The organism is Dyadobacter chenwenxiniae (assembly GCF_022869785.1).
In the GTDB taxonomy this organism is placed as follows: domain Bacteria; phylum Bacteroidota; class Bacteroidia; order Cytophagales; family Spirosomataceae; genus Dyadobacter; species Dyadobacter chenwenxiniae.
Map to the genome: position 1 here is coordinate 404,812 of NZ_CP094997.1, position 22,660 is coordinate 427,471.

19 protein-coding genes are annotated in these 22,660 nt (G+C 47.6%); 7 read left to right on the top strand and 12 right to left on the bottom strand.

Going from position 1 to position 22,660, the window contains the following annotated elements; genetic code table 11:
* Nucleotides 1–3 precede the first annotated feature (3 nt).
* Genes MUK70_RS01610 through MUK70_RS01630 form a run of 5 tightly spaced genes read left to right on the top strand, consistent with a single transcriptional unit; the run spans nt 4 to nt 6,232 of the window.
* The gene (locus MUK70_RS01610) at nt 4–1,326 is read left to right on the top strand and encodes a hypothetical protein (protein ID WP_234655658.1); all 1,323 of its coding nucleotides are present in this window, start codon (nt 4–6) and stop codon (nt 1,324–1,326) included.
* Nucleotides 1,295–3,955, top strand: coding sequence for a hypothetical protein (locus MUK70_RS01615; RefSeq protein WP_234655657.1), 2,661 nt, complete (start codon nt 1,295–1,297; stop codon nt 3,953–3,955). Before MUK70_RS01610 ends, MUK70_RS01615 begins: the two co-directional genes overlap by 32 nt.
* A gap of 52 nt (nt 3,956–4,007) precedes the next feature.
* On the top strand, nt 4,008–4,514 hold the full coding sequence (locus tag MUK70_RS01620; protein WP_234655656.1) for a hypothetical protein: 507 nt from the start codon (nt 4,008–4,010) through the stop codon (nt 4,512–4,514).
* A gap of 33 nt (nt 4,515–4,547) precedes the next feature.
* Nucleotides 4,548–5,483, top strand: a complete 936-nt coding sequence (locus tag MUK70_RS01625; RefSeq protein WP_234655655.1) for a hypothetical protein — start codon at nt 4,548–4,550, stop codon at nt 5,481–5,483.
* 5 nt (nt 5,484–5,488) lie between these two features.
* Nucleotides 5,489–6,232 carry an amidohydrolase family protein gene (locus MUK70_RS01630; protein ID WP_234655654.1) on the top strand — a complete coding sequence of 248 codons (744 nt, stop codon included), beginning with the start codon at nt 5,489–5,491 and terminating at the stop codon, nt 6,230–6,232.
* A gap of 366 nt (nt 6,233–6,598) precedes the next feature.
* Here MUK70_RS01630 and MUK70_RS01635 read toward each other — a convergent pair whose 3' ends face one another.
* Together MUK70_RS01635 and MUK70_RS01640 are read right to left on the bottom strand one after the other, a co-directional pair.
* Entirely contained in the window at nt 6,599–6,946 is a 348-nt protein-coding gene (locus MUK70_RS01635; RefSeq protein ID WP_234655653.1) for a virulence RhuM family protein, read from the bottom strand.
* Nucleotides 6,947–7,059: 113 nt separating this feature from the next.
* The gene (locus tag MUK70_RS01640) at nt 7,060–7,482 is read right to left on the bottom strand and encodes a secondary thiamine-phosphate synthase enzyme YjbQ (protein ID WP_244784635.1); all 423 of its coding nucleotides are present in this window, start codon (nt 7,480–7,482) and stop codon (nt 7,060–7,062) included.
* 174 nt (nt 7,483–7,656) lie between these two features.
* Between MUK70_RS01640 and MUK70_RS01645 the strand changes: the two genes are divergently transcribed.
* The gene (locus tag MUK70_RS01645) at nt 7,657–8,202 is read left to right on the top strand and encodes an alpha/beta hydrolase (protein ID WP_234655651.1); all 546 of its coding nucleotides are present in this window, start codon (nt 7,657–7,659) and stop codon (nt 8,200–8,202) included.
* On the opposite strand, the gene MUK70_RS01650 is transcribed toward MUK70_RS01645, so the two are convergent.
* The 5 genes from MUK70_RS01650 to MUK70_RS01670 form a co-directional block, all read right to left on the bottom strand.
* Entirely contained in the window at nt 8,194–9,096 is a 903-nt protein-coding gene (locus tag MUK70_RS01650) for a DUF808 domain-containing protein (RefSeq protein WP_244784637.1), read from the bottom strand. The genes MUK70_RS01645 and MUK70_RS01650 overlap by 9 nt on opposite strands.
* Nucleotides 9,097–9,175: 79 nt before the next feature.
* Nucleotides 9,176–10,771: a MutS-related protein gene (locus MUK70_RS01655; RefSeq protein WP_234655649.1), complete on the bottom strand. Its 1,596-nt coding sequence runs from the start codon at nt 10,769–10,771 to the stop codon at nt 9,176–9,178.
* Between the two features lie 111 nt (nt 10,772–10,882).
* A complete protein-coding gene (locus MUK70_RS01660; RefSeq protein WP_234655648.1) occupies nt 10,883–12,184 on the bottom strand; it encodes a nucleoside hydrolase-like domain-containing protein in 1,302 nt (433 codons plus the stop codon).
* Nucleotides 12,185–12,356: 172 nt separating this feature from the next.
* Nucleotides 12,357–13,592 carry an ice-binding family protein gene (locus MUK70_RS01665; protein ID WP_234655647.1) on the bottom strand — a complete coding sequence of 412 codons (1,236 nt, stop codon included), beginning with the start codon at nt 13,590–13,592 and terminating at the stop codon, nt 12,357–12,359.
* Nucleotides 13,593–13,689: 97 nt separating this feature from the next.
* Nucleotides 13,690–14,250 carry a helix-turn-helix domain-containing protein gene (locus MUK70_RS01670; RefSeq protein ID WP_234655646.1) on the bottom strand — a complete coding sequence of 187 codons (561 nt, stop codon included), beginning with the start codon at nt 14,248–14,250 and terminating at the stop codon, nt 13,690–13,692.
* Nucleotides 14,251–14,791: 541 nt separating this feature from the next.
* On the opposite strand from MUK70_RS01670, the gene MUK70_RS31030 reads away from it, so the two are divergent.
* The gene (locus MUK70_RS31030) at nt 14,792–14,905 is read left to right on the top strand and encodes a DUF3823 domain-containing protein (RefSeq protein WP_255716639.1); all 114 of its coding nucleotides are present in this window, start codon (nt 14,792–14,794) and stop codon (nt 14,903–14,905) included.
* Nucleotides 14,906–14,931: 26 nt separating this feature from the next.
* Here MUK70_RS31030 and MUK70_RS01680 read toward each other — a convergent pair whose 3' ends face one another.
* The 5 genes from MUK70_RS01680 to MUK70_RS01700 all read right to left on the bottom strand — a co-directional run bounded on the left by MUK70_RS01680 (nt 14,932) and on the right by MUK70_RS01700 (nt 22,642).
* Complete coding sequence (locus tag MUK70_RS01680) at nt 14,932–15,837, bottom strand: NAD(P)/FAD-dependent oxidoreductase (protein WP_234655645.1); 906 nt, start codon at nt 15,835–15,837, stop codon at nt 14,932–14,934.
* Nucleotides 15,838–15,947: 110 nt separating this feature from the next.
* Nucleotides 15,948–16,448, bottom strand: coding sequence for a DinB family protein (locus MUK70_RS01685; RefSeq protein ID WP_234655644.1), 501 nt, complete (start codon nt 16,446–16,448; stop codon nt 15,948–15,950).
* Nucleotides 16,449–16,700: 252 nt separating this feature from the next.
* Complete coding sequence (locus MUK70_RS01690; protein ID WP_234655643.1) at nt 16,701–18,122, bottom strand: efflux transporter outer membrane subunit; 1,422 nt, start codon at nt 18,120–18,122, stop codon at nt 16,701–16,703.
* 50 nt (nt 18,123–18,172) lie between these two features.
* On the bottom strand, nt 18,173–21,331 hold the full coding sequence (locus tag MUK70_RS01695) for an efflux RND transporter permease subunit (protein WP_234601924.1): 3,159 nt from the start codon (nt 21,329–21,331) through the stop codon (nt 18,173–18,175).
* A gap of 132 nt (nt 21,332–21,463) precedes the next feature.
* Nucleotides 21,464–22,642: an efflux RND transporter periplasmic adaptor subunit gene (locus MUK70_RS01700; protein WP_234655642.1), complete on the bottom strand. Its 1,179-nt coding sequence runs from the start codon at nt 22,640–22,642 to the stop codon at nt 21,464–21,466.
* Nucleotides 22,643–22,660 lie beyond the last annotated feature (18 nt).

The window sequence follows — 22,660 nt, forward strand, 5'->3', positions numbered from 1 at the left end:
GAAATGGTCCGCAATTATCTGCAAAACGAAGCCACATCGATGCTCTCCAGGTTAGGACAGTTACAACCCTTCTCATTGAGCACACCCATGGTTGCAGCTGCCAGTCCTTCCGATGAAGCGCTACGCGCAGTGACCGACCACCTGATCAACACAAAAAAAGAACTTCGGGCGAAAGTAAGTTCTTTTCTTGAAAAGCTTAAAACCCAGGGAATAGATGGCTTTGCCAGCGCTTCCGAGGCACAGGCTTCATATGCGATACTGAAACTTCGTTTCAACAACATCCTCGACCAGCAGGATATTTTTGCAGATGTCATCACACAGCGAACCGAGCATCAAACGGGTGTATGGATTGCAGGTCTCGACGTGATTGCTTCGGATGCACTACTGCCGCAAAAGGGTTTGTACCAAACTACGCCAATGATGTGTTTTCTTGAAAGGGGGCACGGTGCCGCGATCAGACGGGCACGGACCAGACTACCGGGGGGCGACCTCAATCCAGTGGCCATTATCCAGGTCCCGCGGGAACGTATGGTGGGTAGCGGTATTGCTTCTTCACTGATCCACGAGGTGGGCCACCAGGGTGCTGCATTACTCAGCCTGGTGGAAAGCTTGCGGGAAACGTTAAAAAAAAGAATTGGGTTGGCCCCTCAACCCGAAAAGCTCGCATGGACGCTTTATGAAAGGTGGATATCAGAAATCGTAGCAGATTTTTGGGCTCTGGGACACCTGGGTATCACGGCTACGCAAGGCTTGATGGGTGTAGTGAGCCTACCGGAGTACTTTATGTTCCGGGTCAAGCTGGACGATCCGCACCCCTTTCCGTGGATTCGTGTGAAACTCAGTCTGGCCATAGGCGCATTATTGTTCCCTGACCGGCAATGGCAGAAGTTCGAACAGCTTTGGCAGCACATTTACCCGATATCCAGACTGGATGAGGAAAAGCGAAGCATTATCGCACAACTGGAAGCAGTCATGCCTGCATTTGCAGAACTTTTGATTGGGCACCGTTCCAATGCTTTGCAGAACTTCACATTAGGAAGTCTGTTCCCCTCGGAGGCGAGACAGCCAGAGCGATTGCGTGAGTTGTATAGCCAACTGATGAATAGGCCGGAAACGGCCATAAAAGTGCCGCCTTCGCTGGTGTTTGCGATCATTGGACAAGCACGGGCCGATGGAAGAATTACTGCTACCCGCGAGGGCAATCTGCTGTCCCGTTTTCTGAACCACTGGGCGATGAGCCGTGCCGAAAGTCGGGGATCAAATCAAAAAGGTATCATTTTAAATCATTTTAATAATGGCAAAGAAACAAGCAAAAAGGCCGGTTAGACCTGGCACGCCAGCACAACCTTCCGGAACGCAAGCAGATAGCAACCCTACGCCTGCGCCAACAGATGCCGCCGCTGCGACGACGACAAGCGGGCCGACAGTAACACCACCTGCCGAACAGACAATCATCACGCAGGATGCCGATGTTCGTGCAGCTGCGATTGATGGGGATGGGACATTGACCTCCCCGCAAAATCTTAGTCTGAAGAAGGAAGGTCCGGAAATGGCAGCCGAGAGCAAAGAAATATCAGACGTAGCGACAGAATCAACCGACGATCCGGTCAGAACTTCCGAAAATGCCCAACCGGATTATTTAGACCAAAATTTCTGGACCGAAGAGCAAATAAGCCTATACAAACAACAGACCAAAGAGACGAAGGCTTTCATTGCGCAAACCGGCGGAACGCTCAACAAGATCACAGCAAAGCAAGATAGTTTTGCAGAGCAGCAGGTTGAGATGGCTAGCTTACAACAACGGATGAATCTAGACCTTTCCAGCATACCGAAAAAGGTCGCCGACGAACTGCATAAGATTATTGACACAATATCACCCGAGGCGACTGGTTCTAAGATTACCCCGCCTCCAAAAATGACCGAAACCGAGTATCCGACGCAGCATGAGGAATACAAGAAGTTCAAAGAATGGCTTTGCGAGGAAACCAAGGGAGGAAGGTCCATTTGCGAGCCGGAGGAAGAACGCAGGTTAACGTTGCTGAGCCTGTCACCTTGCGAGCCTTTTCTGGATTTAAGCGATTCGGAAGTGGACGCACTAGCGATTCTAAGAGCAGAAGAAAACCATGTACCAATCACCGATATTGAACAACTCCGTAAGTACAAACCGTTTATCAAAATCACGATCTGTACGAAGATCGAAGTGGCCAACCCTAATGCCACAGAGGCCATGTACGAGACGGATATGTGGGATGTGATCGAATTGTCGACCTCGAACAAACACAGGCTTATCGATAAAAGCGATCGTCAGAGCCTCGGCGGATACGTGGTAAAATTCAAAAAACCGTTTTTTGAGGGATACAGAGGAATAAACAACCTGAAAGTAATATTGGGCATTAATGAGCTAGTGAATAAAGAACTGGTACCCCGATATTTTAGCACTACCGAGCTTTTCGTAAACGATGTCGCCGCGCCGCATGGTGAAAGAATGCTGACTAAAGGCCTTTCCAACCTATCCGACATCCTTGGCAATGGTGTTTTAAAAGTACAAACCCAGCGGAACATCAGCGATGATACGGAGCATCGTACACACCTGCTCTGGCGTGCCATCAGAAACCGCGTACCCGATTTTGCCAGGTACAATAATCTAATGAATCAGATCCTGGGCAGTGGTAATATTGCCAATGGTATACCGGTCAACCAAAGTTCGAGTCAGCAACAGTTTTTTAATAGCGGCGTTCTGGGCAGACGCCAAACTCTTCATCCGTTGCCCTTCACAAATATCCAGGCTTACCGGCTGCTGAAATCGGCTACCCAGGCCTATCTGTGGGCAACGAACAACACATTCACCAGTGGCAAGACCGTTAATGAGGGATTGGACTTCTATATCAACAGCTACGATCCGCCAGAAGAAGACCGGACGTTTACACCCTACATCCAGAATATTCTGGCACAACTGGGTGAATGGAGAACAAGCCTTTTTAAAAACAACCCTGATATGGTCGATCCGCGGCATAATTTCTTCGGAATCGATCACTTGCCGGCTATCGAGCTGATCTGGAGCTACTGGACTGAGCAAGGTATGATGGTGCAAACGATGAATGCCATCAGTTTGCGCTTCCAGAATATAACCATCAACCAGGGTGCCGATCCGCTTGCGCAAATGGACATTGATCCCTTGCGCCCGCTAGCCAACCTGTTTTGGGGGTACATTCAGGATGAGCAGCACACGCTGACCATCAAGCGCCGCGCTTATGAGTACGACCATACCTATGGATTGCAGCTTGAAGGACGGGCCGTACCCGTATTCAAGTCTGTCGACAGCCGCTCCAAATTCATCGAAGCATTCCATAACCTGCTTCATAGCGCGTCGATCTTTTTCAAGGAATCCGATGACACTACACGTGTGGCAGACCCGTTTTCAGTGCTCAACAATTTGCGCGAAGTGCATTTGCTCCTGGCAGAAGGTAACCACAATGCTTACGGAAACCTCACCTGGACTGCCCGGCAGGAAATGCTGATCCAGCAATATCTGTTAGCCCGGCCCGAAATGCGGGAGTTCTTGGGCGGACGGGTGATGGTTCCCTTCAGGGAGCCCTGGATGGACCGTGTTGACAGGATGCGGCAAATCCAGAACTGGGGCAGTACCAGCATTACCAATTATTACGATCTGGCCCAATTCGGAGAGGTATTGCTGCTGACGATCCGTGCCCACGACTGGTCCAATGAAGAAGGGTCGGCGGTAGCAGGAAGCTGGGCCAGCTCGTTCCGAAATGAAATCCAGCGCTACCTCCATTCCTACCGCACGGTTACCGGGGCCGACCTATCGGCTGACGCCCAACTGACCGAATCGAGCTTTATGCAGCCGTCCACGCTCATTCAGCGCCGGTTGCAGGGTGAGCAGCGTGGTCCGCTACGCAACAGCAGGCTGGTAGGCAAACCGCAACCACAGTCGTAACTATCCATCCGGGCCTGTGCGCGCCGCGTACAGGCCCTAATGCTCTGCTATCATGCAATACTTCCACGATGATGAGCCGTTAATCGGCGATCCGGAACCCACTGAGGACTGGGACGATTTATTTGACCTGATCGATCATGGCTACAGTTTCAATCCGTACGATACGCAAGGTGACAATCCGCCTTCGTACGCGGTGCTTCGGCTGGTTTTCAGCCGCGAGGATCCTTTTGCTCCGCACCAAGACCAGATCGACTTGCTGACCTGGCAACAGGGCCCAGTCGCCGGCCATGAGGGCAGCCACCCTGAATCCGATGCGGTCCGCTGGCTATATGACCAAAAACAACGTGACCCTTCATTCGGCAGGGGAATCAGGCAGGTCAGGATGCTGATCCAGGACCAGCCATGTACTAAATGTCTCCACCATCTGAAAGCGTCCCTGGGTAAGGTACTTCCTACGGGTTCCCAGGTACAGGTGAAATGGGTAAAACCCGCTCCGAAGCGGCGCTTCGCTTTTTTTCGTGACCGGCGCTATACCCCGCGGGTGAACCGGTGGCGCTAGTATACAAACCATTGATTTAAAACCATCGGAAACATGTACGAGATCACCAATGAGTGGGAACAGGCCGAGCTGGAAATGGAGTTTAACTCGTTCACCGAGCGCCTGAAAGCGCTATGGCGTAGGAACAAATCCAAGGCGCAACAGCTCATGGCCGTGGCGCAGATAGTCGGCAGGCTGGTTTCTCCGGCACAGGGCGGCACCGAAAATCCGGCAAAGCCGCCGATTGAGCAAAAGGCATATGCCGACCACCAACGGGCTCAGGACCGAGACCGCAAAGACAAAATCTCATCCGCAAACCCACCAAAGCCACCAGCGGCCGGCGGGCAGGAACTGGAATACGAAGTGGCCCTGCTATCGGGCGAACTTCATGCCATGTTCGAGAAAGTCAGTGAGCGCGCGGGAGCTGAGTCCATTCTCTCGGAAGTGCTGCTGGAAACGCTCGAGACGGAGACCTACGAGGGAGTGAAAATGCATAACTGGGCAAAGATCACCAGTGACTTTAAAAGCCCCAAGAAACTCAATTACATTAAAGGTCTGGCTCGCAACGTCGCGCGGAAAGGCCATTTTATGCTGCCCGAACGCTATCAGCCCATCGGTGTGGAGGTACATCACTGGATACCCTTTAAATACGCCGATCTGTTTCCCGACTACACCCTGGAACAGCTCAACCGGCTCAGCATTCCGCTGGATGCATTTACGCATGTGCTTATCGGAGCCGCCATTGACCGGGCTGCCGGGTCCGAGCCCACCCGGAAGAAAATAGAGGCTGTACTAGACAAACTGGGTCAATGGCGAAGTGGCCCTTTAAAGCTCGATCCGACTTACTTCAACAGTGTCAGCGATGTAAATTTCTTACCCACGCCAGGCTTGAGCCGTAACAAGCAAATTGGCGTCATACGCCAGATAGGTGCATTCAAGGCGGCATTCAACCTGCCGAGAGAATTGGAACTAGAACTGATCAACCTTTAATGACCATGCTGATCATCGACTGCCACTGCCACGCAGGTGAAGGGGACGGTTTCACAGGCCCCTGGGACACCCGTGCACCCCTGAAAAAATTCATACAATGGTCACAAGAGGCCGGGATCCGAAAAACCGTCATTTTTCCTGCATTCCACACCGACTATGCCCGGGCCAATGCCTTGGTGGCGAACATTACCAATCGGTATCCCGACCGTTTTTTTGGTTTTGCATTCTTGCATGCCGAGCGTGACAAAGGCAAGATCGGCGCGATGGTAAAAACTGCCGTGGAGCAATATGGTTTCAAAGGCCTGAAAGTGCATCGTCACGATGCACGCATTTCACGGGAGATTTGCGAAGCAGCCAGGCAATATCGCATTCCTGTATTATACGACCCAACTGGCGAAGTTTCTACCGTCGAACTTATCGCCGCGGAATATCCCGATGTCAATTTCATTATTCCCCACCTAAGCAGCTTTGCCGATGACTGGCGAGCACAAATTGCATTTATTGATGTGCTGGCACGCCACGCCAACGTGTACACTGACACCTCGGGAGTCCGCAGGTTTGACGTATTGGAAACGGCCTACAAGCGGGTAGGAGCGGCAAAGATCCTTTTTGGAACCGATGGCCCCTGGCTTCACCCGGCTGTTGAACTGGCCAAGATCGATGCATTGAAACTACCTCTCAGGGAGCGGGCAATGGTGCTTGGGGGTAATATTTTGAAATTGCTCACGTTAGAACCCGTCCGTAAATAAATAACGAATTATGCAAATGGGAAGAAGCAACTTTACGATACCGAGCGGTTGCAGCGAGAAATGTCCTATTGCATGGGGGTGAAACAACACGCGACCTGGTAGAGCACCTTCCGGAAATGCTGATAGTGGTGACCGAGCCGATGACAAAAAACAACCCCTGAGTTTCAGCAAAAGCATTTTAAGCGTAAATTTGATGCAAAAAACCAGATGTTGTATTTGGAGGTCTGTTACCAGAAAAGATGCGAGTAAGTGTTTATATCGGGAAGTCTTGTGGAGGTAAAAAGACTATGATTGATGTCGCCGAGGAGAGCCGCTGGGATCCGAACCCACGATCCCAATACTTTAAATAAAATGTACTCCCTGCTTCTAGCACCATTGCAGTGCAAAAGTTAAAATTCGAATTCCGTCCTTTAAGATTTGCACACGTTGGTTATAGCCCACAGATAAAATCATATCCAGGTTGAACACATCCAGTTGCCTGACTACCTGACGTTTTCCTTCCTGTTGAACTGTTTCCATTTTGGAAACAGTTGATTTCCTTTCCAGCTCTCCATCATTCAGAATGTTTCGAATACGCTTATTAACTGCCGGAATTTCCGTACCAAACAGTGCTGAAATCTGCTTTTGATTTAACCAGATACTTTCCTCTCTGAGTGCTACTTCGATTTGACTGTGACCGTCAGCGCTTACATAAATTTCTATCTGGTTATCCATTCGTCGATTTGTTTATTCTAAATTTAGAAAAAGCTGATGAACGAAAAGTGCAGGATTTAATCAACGGTAGATGGCAATTATTAAAAGCTACCAATATATAGACAAAAGGCTCCTCACTCACCCCAAACCGTCACCACAACGCCCCGCGCTCCGCCGCGGTCCCTATGCTCGCAAAGATAAATGCCCTGCCAAGTCCCCAGCGCCAATCGCCCATTTCGGATGGGGATCATTACGGAACTGCCGAGTAAGGAGGCTTTTAAATGGGCAGGCATGTCATCGGAGCCTTCGTAATCGTGTTCGTAACCCGGGTCGTTTTCCTTGATGGTTTTGTTAAAATACATTTCGAAGTCCTTCCGCACGGTGGGGTCTGCGTTTTCGTTGATGGTGAGCGAGGCCGACGTGTGCTGAATGAAAACCTGGCACATGCCTATGCTGATTTCTGAAATTTGGGGCATTGCTTGAAGGATGTCGCCCGTGATCAGATGAAACCCTCGCCGCTTCTCACGAAATGTCAAACTTTGCTGAAATATTTTCATACGATAAAAGTATTAATCTGCATTGGATTTCATTACAGACCTGCGGCATTTCACCCGATCATTGTCATGGCACCCCCCTGAAAATGGCCAGATTGCACGCCTCCAACAGCATTGAAAACGACTAATTTTGGAACAGTTGTTCAATTGTCTAATTTCTCATAAAACAGAATAGATATGCAAAAGCAAATCACATTCATTCATGGTGGCGGATCGCCGGAAGATTTTCAGGCCGATGAAAAACTGGCGGTTTCACTGCGGAAGGAACTGGGGCCCGGTTACTCGGTTCATTACCCGTTTTTGCCTAACGATGGAACGCCGGGCCTGGGTAGGCGCAAGCAGATCGCCCACGAAATTGCTGTAAGTGAGGATGGTGTCATTTTGGTTGCCCATTCGCTTGGTGCTTCCATGTTGCTGGCATGCTTGTCCGAGGCTGAGATTGCCAAAAATATCGGAGGCATTTTTCTTTTGGCTACTCCATTCTGGCAAGGAGATGAAGATTGGGTCAAAGCGTTCAAATTAAAGCCAGGTTTCGCCGGAAAAATGGATAGGAGAACTCCCTTGTTCTTTTATCATTGTCTTGATGATGAGGAAGTTCCTTTCACTCAAATGGCTCATTATAAGCATCATCTCCCTTGGGCTACCTTCCGTGAAATCGCGCAAGGCGGGCATCAATTTGATAATAATGTTGCCATCGTTGCGGAAGACATTAAATCAATGTGAGGTTTGTGGCCCGCTTGTTTGCTTATTTTTAAAAAATATCTTCTTAAAACCTGTGGTTAATAAAAACACAATCAGTCCCATAACCAGACCGAATCCGAGTTCCTTGATTGTGGCAGGGAGCGCTGGGAAAAGATGGTGGAAGTATTCAATGTTATGGACAAAAATTCCGCCTGAAACCAAAAGCAGCGCTACGGTGCCAACGGCACCCAGAACCTTGATCATCACCGGCAGGGCCTTTACAAGCATATGCCCGAGTTTTGAAAGAATGCCTTTATCGCCGGATTTTTTGATCAATTTGTAACCCGCATCATCCGACCTTACAATGAGTGCTACAATGCCGTAGACGCCGACTGTTGCAAGCAGTGCAACCGCAGAGACGGTCACGATTTGTATGGTAATGCTTTGTTCGGCTGCACTTCCCAGGGCGATGATCACAATCTCGATCGATAAAATGAAATCAGTAGTTACAGCGGATTTAATTTTATCTTTTTCGTTTTCTAAATTGACTTCGGCACTTCCCTGTGGCGTTTCCTTTATGACGGTGTGTTCCTTTTTAGGATGGTGGAAGAAATATTCGATGATCTTTTCCACCCCTTCGTAGGCCAGGTAAAGTCCTCCCAGAAGCAGGATGTATTTGATAGCAGCAGGCAAAAATACACTGAGCAGCAATGCAATGGGAACAATAATAAGCTTATTAACCAGTGAGCCCTTCGTAATGGCCCATAAAACGGGCAACTCCCTTTCAGACAAAAAGCCGGTCGCTTTTTCAGCATTTACCGCCAGGTCATCACCCAGGATACCTGCGGTTTTTTTGGTTGCTACTTTTGTTGCCAAAGCAACATCATCCATTAAAAAGGCTATATCATCTAAAATTGCAAAAAATCCCGACGCCATATATATTATGAGAATTCCCTATAAAGTTGCTTTGCTGACCGTATTCCAATGATACGAATGCGTAAAGTTAACTATAAAATCATGCCGACCTTGCCTGTCCGTGGCTCTTCATGCCATCAACTAATTTAACCGCCTCCGTTATGATCTCTATGGGGTAATCATTCAACTCTAAAATTCTGATCGCATTGGTCGTACGCAATGTTCCCGGTTTGAGCTTGTAGTCAAACATAACGTCTTCTCCGTCAATAATTTCTGTAAAATGATAAAGGTCAAACGTATCTGTTAAATAGTCGGAAAGCTCCCTGTCGTGCGTGGAGGCCAGGGCTAGGTTATCAGCCCTGGCCAGGTAACTGAGCACGGATTTGCCGATTGCGATTCGTTCGACAGAATTTGTGCCTTTAAACAATTCATCAAGTAAAAACAGATTGGCGTAGCCGGATCTGCTTTCTTCGAGCATATTTTTTAATGTAAGGACCTCTTCGAAGTAATAGCTTTTATCCCCAAGCAGATCATCAGAAATCCGGATGGACGAATGGATTTTTGTGGGCGACATAATGAATTCCTTTGCAAAACAAGTATTGATTGTCTGTCCCAGTATTGCATTAATGCCCACAGCACGAATGAAAGTCGTCTTGCCTGACATATTCGAGCCTGTTAACAGCGCTGATTTCTCATGAAGGGAAATGTCATTGGCTACGCCATTGAATATCAGCGGATGGAAAACTTCTTGAATGCGTAGGTGTTTTTTCTGCGTACTTATCGTTGGCCGGCAAAAATAGGGAGCACTTTCTCTAAGCGATAGTATAGAAAGGGCTATATCAGTTTCCGCAACAAATTGGAAGATATGCTTGATGTGCTGCCTTTTAGAGTCGAGTATTTTTAGTATTGTGAAAAGCAAAACGGGCTCTATCAGGAACATTGCCTTGAACAATTCAAAAACATAGTCGACAAACTGGCCAATTTCACCCTGTAATCTTGCCTCAATCTTGAAAATAGACATCGGTAAACCCAATTGATCCAGCTCATTAACACGGGCCCGGAGCGCAATGTCCTGATCTGCGAACTCTTTATTTTTCAATATGCGCTGCGCAGCTTGGATCAAGATCAGGAGCTGCGGAATGGAGCTTCCGTATTGATACAGATTGTTTTTGTTCCAATAATGAATGCCCAGGTTTACAGGCAGCAAAACAATCAGGAAAATAATTATTTTGGGAAAAAAGAACGCTGAAAACACCGCCAGCACGCTGACGGCAGAAAGCGTTTTAATAAGCCAATACCAGCTTGGCCTTTCGGTGTATTTTCCATGAAAGAGGGAAGTGATGTAGTAAGCATCCGTTTTGCTAAGTTTCGAAATTTCGGCTGCCAATGCTGTTTTCAGATCGGGGTCTTTTTGAAAAATGCCAATAATGCTTTCTAGTCGCTGCTTGCGGGAATCACCCTGCGGAATGGTGCGCATGAAGTAATATAAATATTGCTGGCCGATGCGGGAAACCGACCGGTCAATAAACTTGAAAACATCTTCAAGATCCAGATCCTGAAAAGTCCTGTCAGAAATCACCTGAAAAGCACCTTCTGGTTTTTCATTCAGAAAATATTTCTCGATCTGAGCAAAATTGAAAAAGCCGGTTTTGATAGGTTGCGGATTTTCAGGCAGAGGCGGAGTTTTCGAAGGCATTTCTTTACGATAAATTAAGCGGGAGAACGACTGGGAAATCCAGTCAGCATAACCCGGGGTCAATTTATGATTTTAGAAATTAAGTCGCCCGAAAGTATTATGAGCGGTGCCTCATTCCAACCACTCCCAACGCTTCGCCCAGTCCATTAAAAATGCTTTCCGGTGCTTGGAAACCGTTTTTGCGCCTTGTTGCTGGCCGAGGAACAGCTCTTGATCGGGCTTGTCACCATACCAGTGTTGTTCCAGTTTAAAGTCGTTGGGCTCTGGTTTTCCGGGCCAGGGCGCTTTGCTGACGTACGTTCCTTTCTGACCGTTGAGCTCTGTAATGGAGCTTATTGTCACGTATTCGCCGACTTCGATTTGCTTGGGGGAGTAGCGGACGGCGTAGGTTCCTTCGCTAATGTAATAACCCGGCCAATGCTGACCGCCTATGCTTAGTGTGAAAACGGTTGAGTCAGAAGGGACGTTAATCTTTGGACCGTTGAATCGCCATTCAATGACGCCGTAGGTCGCAACGGTGTCGGCAACGGTGCTGTTTCGGTTAAAGATGGTTTTTGAACTTCTTGTAATGGGAGTGAAAGAGCCGCCCCAGCTTTGGCCCTGGGGATCTTCCGGATCACCGTGCATGAGGTACGCAAGCGAAGGTGTATCGCCCATTTTAATGTGCCCCTTATAATAATGGATAAAGTCCTTTCCCATTTCGCCTCGTCCTTTGATATAATTGGGATAGTAAGCCTCGGCAGTGATGTCCTTGGGCGATTCTGATTCCATAAACCAGCCGCGGTAAGAGGCATTGCATTCGATCATCCACAAGTCCGGGTGGTTTTCGGCAATGTAATCGTAGGCATTCACGCCCCACTTTTTATTAGGTCCCCCAACCCAGTAAACGCGGATGTTTTTCTTGATCTCGGGGGCGTCATGCAAAGCCTGCGCAACATCCTCGATGCCACCCCAAACCAACACCCAGAGTGGCTGGGTAACGGATTTTTTGGCGCAGGAAATGAGCCATTCGGAGCCCTCGGTTGACTTACGGAACCCTTTGTATGGTGCCCACGCAATGGCCCCTTGTTTGCAAATGTTTCGCAGAGAGGCCGGGTCGGGAAAGCCTTTGCTGTGTTTTTTGAGTTTAGGAAGATCTTTCTCATAGAGATCAATCATGTCCAGGATATTTTGCTTGCGGCCAGTTTGAAATGATGTAGAAACCAATCCTTCAATTTTAAATCGATCGGCATACATCAGCAGATGAATCATGGACTGGAAATCGTCAGGATCAGTGCCGCCGATATCGGTGCTGACGAAAATGCGCGGTTTCTCCTGCGCGTGTACCGCCAGAGAACTAGCAGCCAGTAAAATAATGACAAGCAGGCTGCTTAAATATTTCGACTTACCCTCCATTAAAATCGGAATGACCATATTTAATTATCCAGCCCGCTTTTTATTCAGCGGATTAGCTTTTGCTTTTATTGATCATTAGCAAAGATAAAAGAAAGTAATCGAAAAAAATAGTAATTAAATGATGGCCTTTGTTTAATAAATTAGTGTGCATATAGCTGCCTACATCTATCTAAAGAGGTGTGATAACGACTTATTTTTTCACTATTTTAGAACCATTTACTGACCCGTCGGCAAAAGTCACCTTGACAATATACAGTCCGGCAGGGAAGGAATTGATATTGAATTCTGAAATCACATTTGAAGAATTTGACCGTTTTTGATCCAGCATTAATTTGCCTGCCACATTCATGAATTGTACACGCTCAATCTTATCCAGGTCGCTGGTCAGGACCGTTAAGCGGTCAACGACTGGGTTGGGATAAAGCGCCGTTCTGTTATCGGATTGTAAATTAATGCTTCTGATACGGCTAAACGCGAAGGTTCCATCTTTGTCAATCATTTTCAAGCGATACAAATTGTTGCCTGGATAAGGAGTCGGATCTACAAAGGAATAGGAAAGAAGCAGCTTGCTTTCGCCTCCAGAGAGCACATTCGCAATTTTAATCCAGGTCTTTCCATTCTGGCTGCGCTGGATTTCAAAACGGTCACTGTTGGTTTCCGAAGTCGTAGCCCAATTGAGCGCTGCCGAGGCATTCTCACCCTTTTTAACTTCAAAACTTACCAGGGTTACTGGCAGTGAGACCTCTGCGTTTGATACAGTGTTGTTATTAAGGGAAATTTTTCCGGCAACAGACAAAGCCCTGCCCGAAAGTGTAGCGCCCGAAGCAAGCGATATCGCGCCGTTATTGATAGCAGTGCCGATAAAATTTACGTCTGCCGCCAAATTTAGTGCGCCGCCAACTTGCCAGTACACATTTTTTGCCAAAGCTCCTCCTGTCAATAGAATATTCGAAGTGCCGTCAACAGAAAATGCCCCATTGATTTTAATGATAAAAATATCGTCCGCATCGCCATTCAGAGTCAGAGACCCTGTCATAGAAGTTGCAGTCGTGCTGCAATGTACGCCCGGTGCAAGTACGGTCCCACCAGTGATGGTCGAGCTCAGAGAAAATGTACACGGATTGGTCGTCTCGCTTGCAAGTAGGGCGTAGGCAGCAGCAACATCTGCGACTGCAGCAACCGCCGTTGCGTCGGCAAAGTGAGTCTGACCGGTAACAGTTACCGGATCGCCCGTTTGGACACCCACTCCCGCGCCGATATCACCGATTACTGTTGTAGTTCCGGTGTTGGCAAACTCTCCGGCAGAAGTATAAAGCGCAAAACGGTCGGCAACGCCCAAATTCGGGACTATTTGAGCCGAACTAAAATTAACAGCAAAAATCGTTAAGGAAGTAACCGCTAGAATGTTGAAGAAAGATGTTTTCATATGTCGTATGTATAACTGTGAAGAAATTTTCACGTTACAAATATGACCCGGGCCTAGTCAGGTTGTGTTACACGTTGAATCGAATTAGTTGTAAGATTCACACGTTTTCTAGGTTGTCTTTTCTCTTTCCATTTAACTGCTTGTAGAAGGATGGAGAAAGCCCGGTTATATGTTTGAACTGATTCGATAAATAGGCTACACTGCTGTAATGGAGCTTTTGCGAAATCTCTGTCAGGTTCAGCTCATCGTACAAGATCAATTCTTTCACTCTCTCTATTCTGTGAATGATGATAAATTGCTGAATAGTGATGCCTTTCACCTCTGAGAATATGTTGGCGAGATAAGTGTAATCATAGCCAAGTCGATTGCTGATGTATTCGGAATGGTTCACCCGCGGAAATTCGTCTGAATAATGAACCATCTCGATGATGAGATTTTTAATTTTTTCGGTCAAAATGCTTTTTCGGTCATCCATCAGTTCCAGGCCAGATTTTAGCAGGTTCGATTTCAGTATCGCAAGCTTGGCAGGAAGAATGTCGCCGGTAATGTTCACCGTGCCCAGATCGAGCTCGGTGAAGGAAATATCCAGCTTTTGCAGTTCTTCGGCCACCAGCATTTTGCATCTCAAACTGACCATATATTTAATGTAGAGTTTCATCCATCCAGGTGTCGAAATGTGAAAGGTTTTACTAATAAAGAGCCTTATTAAGGCTTCTTGGTCAGGGAAATTAGTGATAAAAAGAAAAATCATATTATAAATCTACAAATATTTGTAAAAATATTTCTACGTATATTCATCTTTTGACCAACTAAATAATGGGGGTTTTCCATATCATACCGATATCGGCAGGCTTATGAAAACGGCCGTATTTGGCTGAAAAATTGCTTTTTAGCCTTTATTGGACGCCGCTTTTATTAGGAAGACGATCATCACTTCCTGTTGTTCCGAAAAAATGCATTGGGTGGGAAGCCGAAGTTCCAGATGTCAACTTGCGAGAAAATCGCGTGACTGTTTTCTGTTAATTTACTTGCTTACGGCTTTCATTAATGAGGAGTAAATGAGCCGAATTGGACTCATCAATAATGCCATGCTTTTTGTAATTGATTGGCATTATTGATGAGCTTTCGAGGAATGCTCAGGGTTAAACTACACGGCACCCTTGTCCGATTGAGCATCCCGATCCTGTAAATGTGAAGCTTTGCCAAGCCTTCCAACTGCGCTTGCGGGCCGGGATTATGTGTACGTGAGAGTAGGAGTGAAGACCTCAGGCGTTGGTGAGATGCTTTTTGGCGCGCCTCAGAAGGTGATTTGAAGTAGGAAGTCACTAGGCTGACAGGCTTAAAAAGCCTCTTCAATCAACTCCCTGTTGATCAGAGCGCCGGCCATGGAGCCAGCTGAAACTGCCAGTGCGACCGAGCGGGCCATATGGGAATTATCTCCGGCTGCATACACGCCCGCAACGCTGGTTTGCTGATACATTTCAAGTTTTAAAAGCCCGGTTTCGGTCAGTGCGCAGCCCAATTGTTCAGGAATTTCGGAATGTTGGGTGAATGCGGGACGTGAATAGATCGCTGTGATCGGTTCGTCAGAATGGTCCTCAAAAACAAGTTTTTCGACTTTTCCATCTTCATGAATCAGCGCAGCGACTGGTTTTTCGACAATGCGAATATGATGAGCAGAAAGTTTCTCAGTTTGCTCAGGGGTGAATGTCGAAGGGCCGTTTGTAAAGATGGTCAGATCCTTTGTCCAGTTCGAGATCATTCTGGCATACTCAAAACCCGTATCCCCATTCCCAAAAATGCCGGTTTTTTCATGTTTCACTTCGTAACCGTGGCAATAGGGGCAATGTATCACCGAAATCCCCCAACATTCAGCATAACCTTTTATCTCCGGCATTTGATCTTTGACCCCGGTGGCAAAAATCAGTTTCGTTGCAGTGAATGTGTCGCCGGCTGTCGTCGATATTTCAAAACCTGCATCGTTTTTCCGGCCAGCAGTAGCCAATCCATCATAAAATTGAACGGTAGGGTATTTCAAAACCTGTTCTTTACCAGTAAGCGCTATCTGTTTTGGCGTTTGTCCGTCTTGCGTCAGGAAATTATGTGAATGTGGCGTTTGAGCGTTGCAGGGCTTGCCGCTGTCAATCACCAATGTCTTCCTTAATGACCTGCCCAGGCTCATTGCGGCAGACAGCCCGGCATAACTGCCGCCAATGATGATGACTTCGAAATCAGTATTTTTCATGATGCTTAATGCTATAAAGGTTGGCTCCGCAGTCGTTTAAGTCAACGGTGCGGTGATGCACAAAGTTAGCATTACTTTTCTTATTTGCAACATTGTTGCAAGTTTTGATTTCAGCTTGCCATATTTCTTATTTTACTGTTTAATAAAGTGAGCTGGCCCAGGTGATAAACCAGGTGATGTGTTTTGGTCAGGACAATGTTCAGTTTATTGCAGCGTGGCTCCCGCAAAAAATCTCCTTCCGATATCCCGGCGTTTTTTTTAAACCATTCTGAGAGCGGCATGGTGGAAAAATAGGTTGTCAATGTGCGGTTAACGTTCCTCCAATATATCCTGAGATCATTGATGCTGTGCCCGGAGCTGCCGGCTCTGTAACTTTTGATAAGAAACTCATCAATCAGCTCGGGGTAAAGTGGTTCACCGGCGCCCAGCAATGAGAGGATTCCATCGTTTACGGCTGTGAGGTGCCCGATAATATAACGCACACGGTTTTTGCCCGGATACACTTCAAGATCAAAGTCATCGTCAGGCAGATTATCGAAAAAATCATCCAGCTGTTCAATATATTTATTCCAGGCACCAAGCACCATTTCTACTAAAACGATCTGTTCCATTTTGATAATTATTTTTGAGGCAACGAGCAGTAACACGGTTGCCATGTTGATGAAGTGAGCATTCGACGCTACAAATTTAATAAGACTAAATGCACTAATGCAGGCGATACGGTGACAATTAAAGGGGGGATTTGTGACAAATAATCGCTTTTGAACACATGACGGCAAAAAGCCGGGAACCATCGAAGGTTCCCGGCGCCCGGCCTGTTGCACTATTCAATCATGGCTAATAAATGCTCACATGCCTAACAATTATTTCCAACCTCCGCCGAGGCTGCGGTAAAGATCAACGCGGGCAATAAGCGACTGGCTGCGAATAAATGCCAGGTTCAACTCGGCTTGCAATGCGTTTCCCTGAGCGGTAATCACTTCCAGATAGTTGGCCATATCGCTTTTGTAGAGTAGCTGCGCGTTGGTAATGGCTTGCTGTAAAATGGTCACCTGGTTGTTGGCAATTGCTTCCTGCTCTCTCAATTTCTGGGTTTGGATCAAAGAATTGGAAACTTCCTCAACCGCATTCAGCACCGACTGCCGAAACTCGATGACCGACTGTTCACGCTGAATTTTGGCAACTTCCAAATCTGTTTTTAACTGTCTTCTGGCAATGATGGGGCGTGCAATCGTTCCCGCTGCAAGCCCGAACAGAGATCCCGGAATGTTGAACCAGTTACTGGATTTGAATGATTCGAGCCCGCCACCCGCAGTAATGATCAGCGATGGGTACATATTGGCCTGCGCTACACCCAATTGCGCATTGGCAACCAGGACAGACATTTCTGCTGCGCGCACATCGGGACGGCGGCTTACCACGGCTGCGGGGACGCCTGTTGCCAGACTGTCATTGGCATTAAAATCAGACAGTTGGACTTTCCGCGCAATGCTGTCGGGCATTTGTCCGGTCAGGGTTTGCAAAGCATTTTCCTGTATGGCAATGTCCTGTTCGAGCTGTGGAAGAAGCAATGCAATCGATTCGCGCTGTGCTTCGGACTGCTGGATAGAGAGCGATGTAACTTCGCCCGCATCTTTCAAAAGACGCGTCAGTTTCAAAGTATTTTCGCTGAGTTCCAGGTTACTTTTCGCAATGGCTAGTTGCTTGTCAAGCATTAACAGATTGAAAAAACCTTTGGCAATGTCAGCCACAAGTTTGGTCTGAACCGCTTTGGTTGCTTCGTAAGTCTGCAAATATTGGCCCAGCGTAGCCTGCTGCTGCCTGCGGATCTTACCCCAGATATCTGCTTCCCAGCTCAGGTTCACTGCGACGAGATAGTTTTCAATGTGTTTCGATTTCAAAAAATTGCTTGCACTGATCCCGTTTAAACTGTTGCTGGAAGGGCGATTGTATGTGCCCGTTATCTGCAAATCCAATGCAGGAATTTGCAAAAACTTCGCTTGCTTCACGCGCTGGTCGGCAATGTCGATGCGTTTCAAAGCCAGCTGCAGATCATAATTATAGGCAAGTCCACGCTCGATCAGCCTTTGCAGCGTTGTGTCCGGAAAGAACTTTCTCCATTCCACGTCAGCAATTGTTGCCGTATCCGCGAAGGTCACGTTGCGATATTGCGTCGGCAACGCAAGCTCCGGTCGCTGATAATCTTTGCTCACTTTGCAGGAAGCGACCAGCACCGTCAGCAGCATGAAAAGCGGGATATATATTTGACTAAATTTCAGTTTCATAATTGTGGTTCTTTATTAGGATCGTCGGTTTTTGTATTTCAAAGGGTAGGTTAATGTTCCAAACCTTCACGCAGCTCTTTGGGCTTACCGACTACTTTTTCCTGTAAATATTGGAAGATGACATACAGCACCGGGATCACGAAAATCCCGAAGATCACACCCGTTAACATACCGCCCACCGCGCCTGTTCCGATAGACCGGTTACCTAAAGCCGATCCGCCTGTTGCCCTCATCAAAGGGATCAAACCGACGATAAATGCAAAGGATGTCATTAAAATGGGCCTTAACCGCAGCCGCGAAGCTTCCATAGCCGATTCAATGATGCTCATGCCCGCCTTGCGACGTTGCACGGCATATTCAATGATCAGAATGGCGTTTTTGGCCAGCAGACCGATAAGCATGATCAGTCCAACCTGCACGTAAATGTTGTTTTCAATGCCGGATAAATTGATAAACAGCATCACCCCGAAAACACCCAGCGGAATGGTAAAGATCACGGCAAAAGGCAGGATGTAACTTTCGTACTGGGCCGCCAGCAAGAAATAAACGAAGACAAGGCTTAGGACAAAGATCAAAAGGATCTGCGAACCCGCATTGATTTCCTCTCTTGTCATTCCCGTCCATTCTGTACGGTAGTTGTTGGGCAAAACTTCCGCAGCTGTCTCTCTCACAGCGCGAATGGCATCTCCCGTGCTGTAACCCGGTTTCGGCGTTCCGTTGATCGCCACTGCATTGTACAGGTTATTGCGGGTCACCGTTTCAGGTCCGAAAACGCGTTTCAGTGTTACCAGCTGATTTGCCGGCACCATTTCTCCTTCCGTATTTTTGACATGGATATTGTTCAAAGACGAAGGGTTGGTCCGGTAAGAAGCATCGGCTTGCGCCATAACACGGTAATATTTACCAAAACGGTTGAAATCCGAGACGAAGCTGCTGCCATAATAAATTTGCAGCGTTTGCAAAAGCTCATTTACGGGCACATTCAATTGCTTGGCTTTGGCATTATCAATTTCCAGCATATACTGGGGATTCGCCGTTGCAAAAGTTGTGAAGGCGTAAGCAATTTCTTTTTTCTTCATCAAGGCTGCCAAAAACTGGTTGGTAGTCGCACTCAGCTTTTCCAGCGAACCATTGCCGCGATCTTGCAGCATAAATTCAAAACCACTGACATTACCAAAACCATCCACAGTAGGGAATGTGAAGAAAAATGCATTCGCATCATTGACGGCGCGTACTTTTTGCGACATCATGGCCACGATCTGATCAAAATTCTGCACTTCGCCCCGTTCAGCCTGCGGTTTCATACGGATAAAACCGACGCCATAAGGTGAAGCATTGGAATTGGAAATGATGTTCATCCCTTCCACAATGTAGCGCTGATCCGAAATGGGTGAGCCTTTTACAATGCTATCCACCTGGGCCATTGCCCGTTGTGTACGGTCCAGCGAGCTTCCCGGAGGCGTGTTAAGCGCATAAAGCAGAAAGCCCTGATCTTCCGTGGGGATAAAGCCTGTCGGTGTTTTTTGTGTAAGCCAAAGCGTTGCACCTGTGATAACCAGCAAGCCGACAATGGTGATCCATTTGCGTTTCACCAGAAACCGCAGGCTGTTGATATACTTGTTTGTCATCGTCTGAAAACCCGTATTGAATGCAGAGAAAAATCTCGCTGAGAAGCCTTTCCGCACCAGATGGCCATCGGGCGACTGGTCTGCATGAGGATTTTTCAAAAACAATGCGCATAGCGCAGGACTCAGCGTCAAGGCATTCAGTGCTGATATCAGGATCGCTATGGCCAGCGTAAAGGCAAACTGCCGGTAAAAGACCCCGGCCGGGCCCTGCATAAAACCGACAGGAACGAAAACCGCCGCCATGACAAGCGTAATCGAAATGATCGCGCCGGAGATCTCATTCATGGATTCTTTGGTAGCAGCTTGCGCAGGCAGATGCGTGAGCTCCATCTTGGAATGGACGGCCTCGACGACGACAATGGCATCATCGACCACAATCCCAATGGCAAGCACCAATGCAAACAGCGTAAGGAAGTTGATCGTGAAACCGAAAAGCTGCATGAAGAAAAACGTTCCAACAATGGCCACAGGCACGGCAATGGCAGGGATCAATGTTGAGCGGAAATCCTGAAGGAATATAAATACGACAATGAAAACCAGTATAAACGCTTCGATCAATGTCGTGCGGACCTGGCCGATGGACTCATCCAAAAAGTCTTTGGAATTATACATAATGGTCGTTTTCATGCCCTTAGGAAGCGTTTTTTCGAAATCCGCAAGCAATGCTTCGGCCTGGATCAGGATCTCGTTCGCATTCGTTCCGGCTGTCTGAAAAACGGCTACACCCGAAGATGCGTTGCCGTTCAGTTTACCATTGGATGAATAGGTGTAAGAACCAAATTCAACACGCGCCAGATCTTTCAGTCTGATGACCGAACCGTCACTGTTTGCTTTGATGATAATGTTCTCATATTCAGTATTCTGCGTAAGCTTTCCTTTGTACTTTAAAACGTATTCGAAGACTTCCTTACTGCTCTCTCCCAAACGTCCCGGAGCTGCCTCCAGACTCTGTTCACGGATAGCGCTGGTCACTTCCTGGGGGGACAATTTATAAGCCGCAAGGCGGTCGGGTTTCAGCCAGATGCGCATCGAATAATCCCTCGTTCCGAAAGGCTGGGCTTGTCCGACGCCGGGTATACGTTGGAGTTGCGGCACCAGGTTGATCTTGATGTAATTCAATAAAAACGTCTCATCATATGTGCTGTCCTCGCTCGACAAAGCCACGAACATGATGATACTGTTCTGCTGTTTCTGCGTCGAGATCCCGGCCTGAACCACTTCCTGGGGAATCTGGCTTACCGCTTTGGATACGCGGTTCTGCACGTTAACAGCCGCAATGTCGGGGTCTGTGCCTTGTTTGAAATACACGTTCAGTGCCATCGTACCATCATTATTGGACGACGATGTCATATAGGTCATGTTTTCAACACCATTCACGGCTTCTTCGATGGGCGTGGCCACCGCGCGGGCAACCACTTCTGCGTTTGCTCCCGGGTATACCGCCGTAACTTGTACGGTCGGCGGGGCAATGTCGGGGAATTTGGTAATGGGCAATGTCGTCAGCGCGATACCTCCCAGTAATAGTATAAGGATGGAGATAACCGTCGAAAGAACTGGCCTTTCTATAAATTTCTGAAACATAAAGATGCTGTTTTACTCCGGAGTGTCAGAGTAGATGTTGAGTGAATTTGTTTTGCACACGATAGCACTCCATAGCATTTTGCAATGCTATGGCGCTATTCGCCGGGTGGGACCACTTTTTATTATATCTGCTTAAATGGGATTGGCAAGCAGCAGGCTGTCCATTGACATTTTTTGCGGAGCGATGGCCATTCCATCCCTAAGCCTGTCCAAGCCGTTGTATACGATCTTTTCTCCGGGTTTTAAGCCATTGGAAATCAGGTAATAACGTCCACTGCGGTCGGAGATGGTTACAGGGCGGCCTTCCACTTTGTTGCTGTCCAGAACGGTGTAAACAAACACTTTATCTTGCAGCTCGAATGTGGCTTCCTGCGGGATCAGAACAGATTTGGTCAGTTCTCTCGGAATTCTTACCTTACCGGTGTTACCTGAACGCAGCAATCCGTTCATGTTAGGAAATGTAGCCCGGAAGTTTATCGCGCCCATAGTTTTGTCAAACTGGCCTTCTACAACTTCCACTTTTCCCTTCTGCGGATAAATGCTGTTATCGGCCAAAAGCAGCTCAACAGGTGGAATTTGCTTGATTTTCTGCTCCACAGTATTGCCGGGGAACTGATTTTTGAATTCCAGGAAATCCAGCTCGCTCATAGAAAAGTACACGTGAATGTCCTTGGTTTCGGATAGCACAGTAAGGGCTTCCATTGTCCCTTTTCCAACCAGGCTTCCCGTTTTGAATGGAATCGTGCCGATATAGCCGTCGGCGGGCGCTTTAATGGAAGTGTATCCAATATTGATTTTAGCGGCATCCACAGCAGCCTGTGCTTGCGCAACATTGCCTTTTGCAGCTTCATAGGCGGCTTTTGCCGATTTTAGCTGAACGTCTGAGATCACATTGTTCGCAACGAGCGGCGCAAGCTTATCCACATTGATGGACGCGCTTTCCAATGCTGCTTTGGCCGATTGCAGGCTTGCATTGGCCGTGTTCAGCTGCTCGGTATAAGGCCGGGCATCGATGTGGAACAGCACTTGACCCTTTCTTACGTATGCACCTTCGTCAACCGAAATTTTATCCAGATAGCCATCCACTTGCGGGCGGATCTCGATATCGCGGCTCCCTTCTATGGATGCTGTGAATTCCCTATGCGCGGTAACCTGATGGTCGCTTACGGTAAGAACGGGCAATGATTGGGCAGGCATTTCGGCCGGCGCGTTGGCTGTGGTGGACCCGCAGCTGTAAAGTGCGCCTGATAATGAAGCTAGTAGCAGAAATGGGACAAGCTTTCTCGTTTTGGTTAATTGATTCCTTGTCATGGCTGTGAAGGTTGTTTT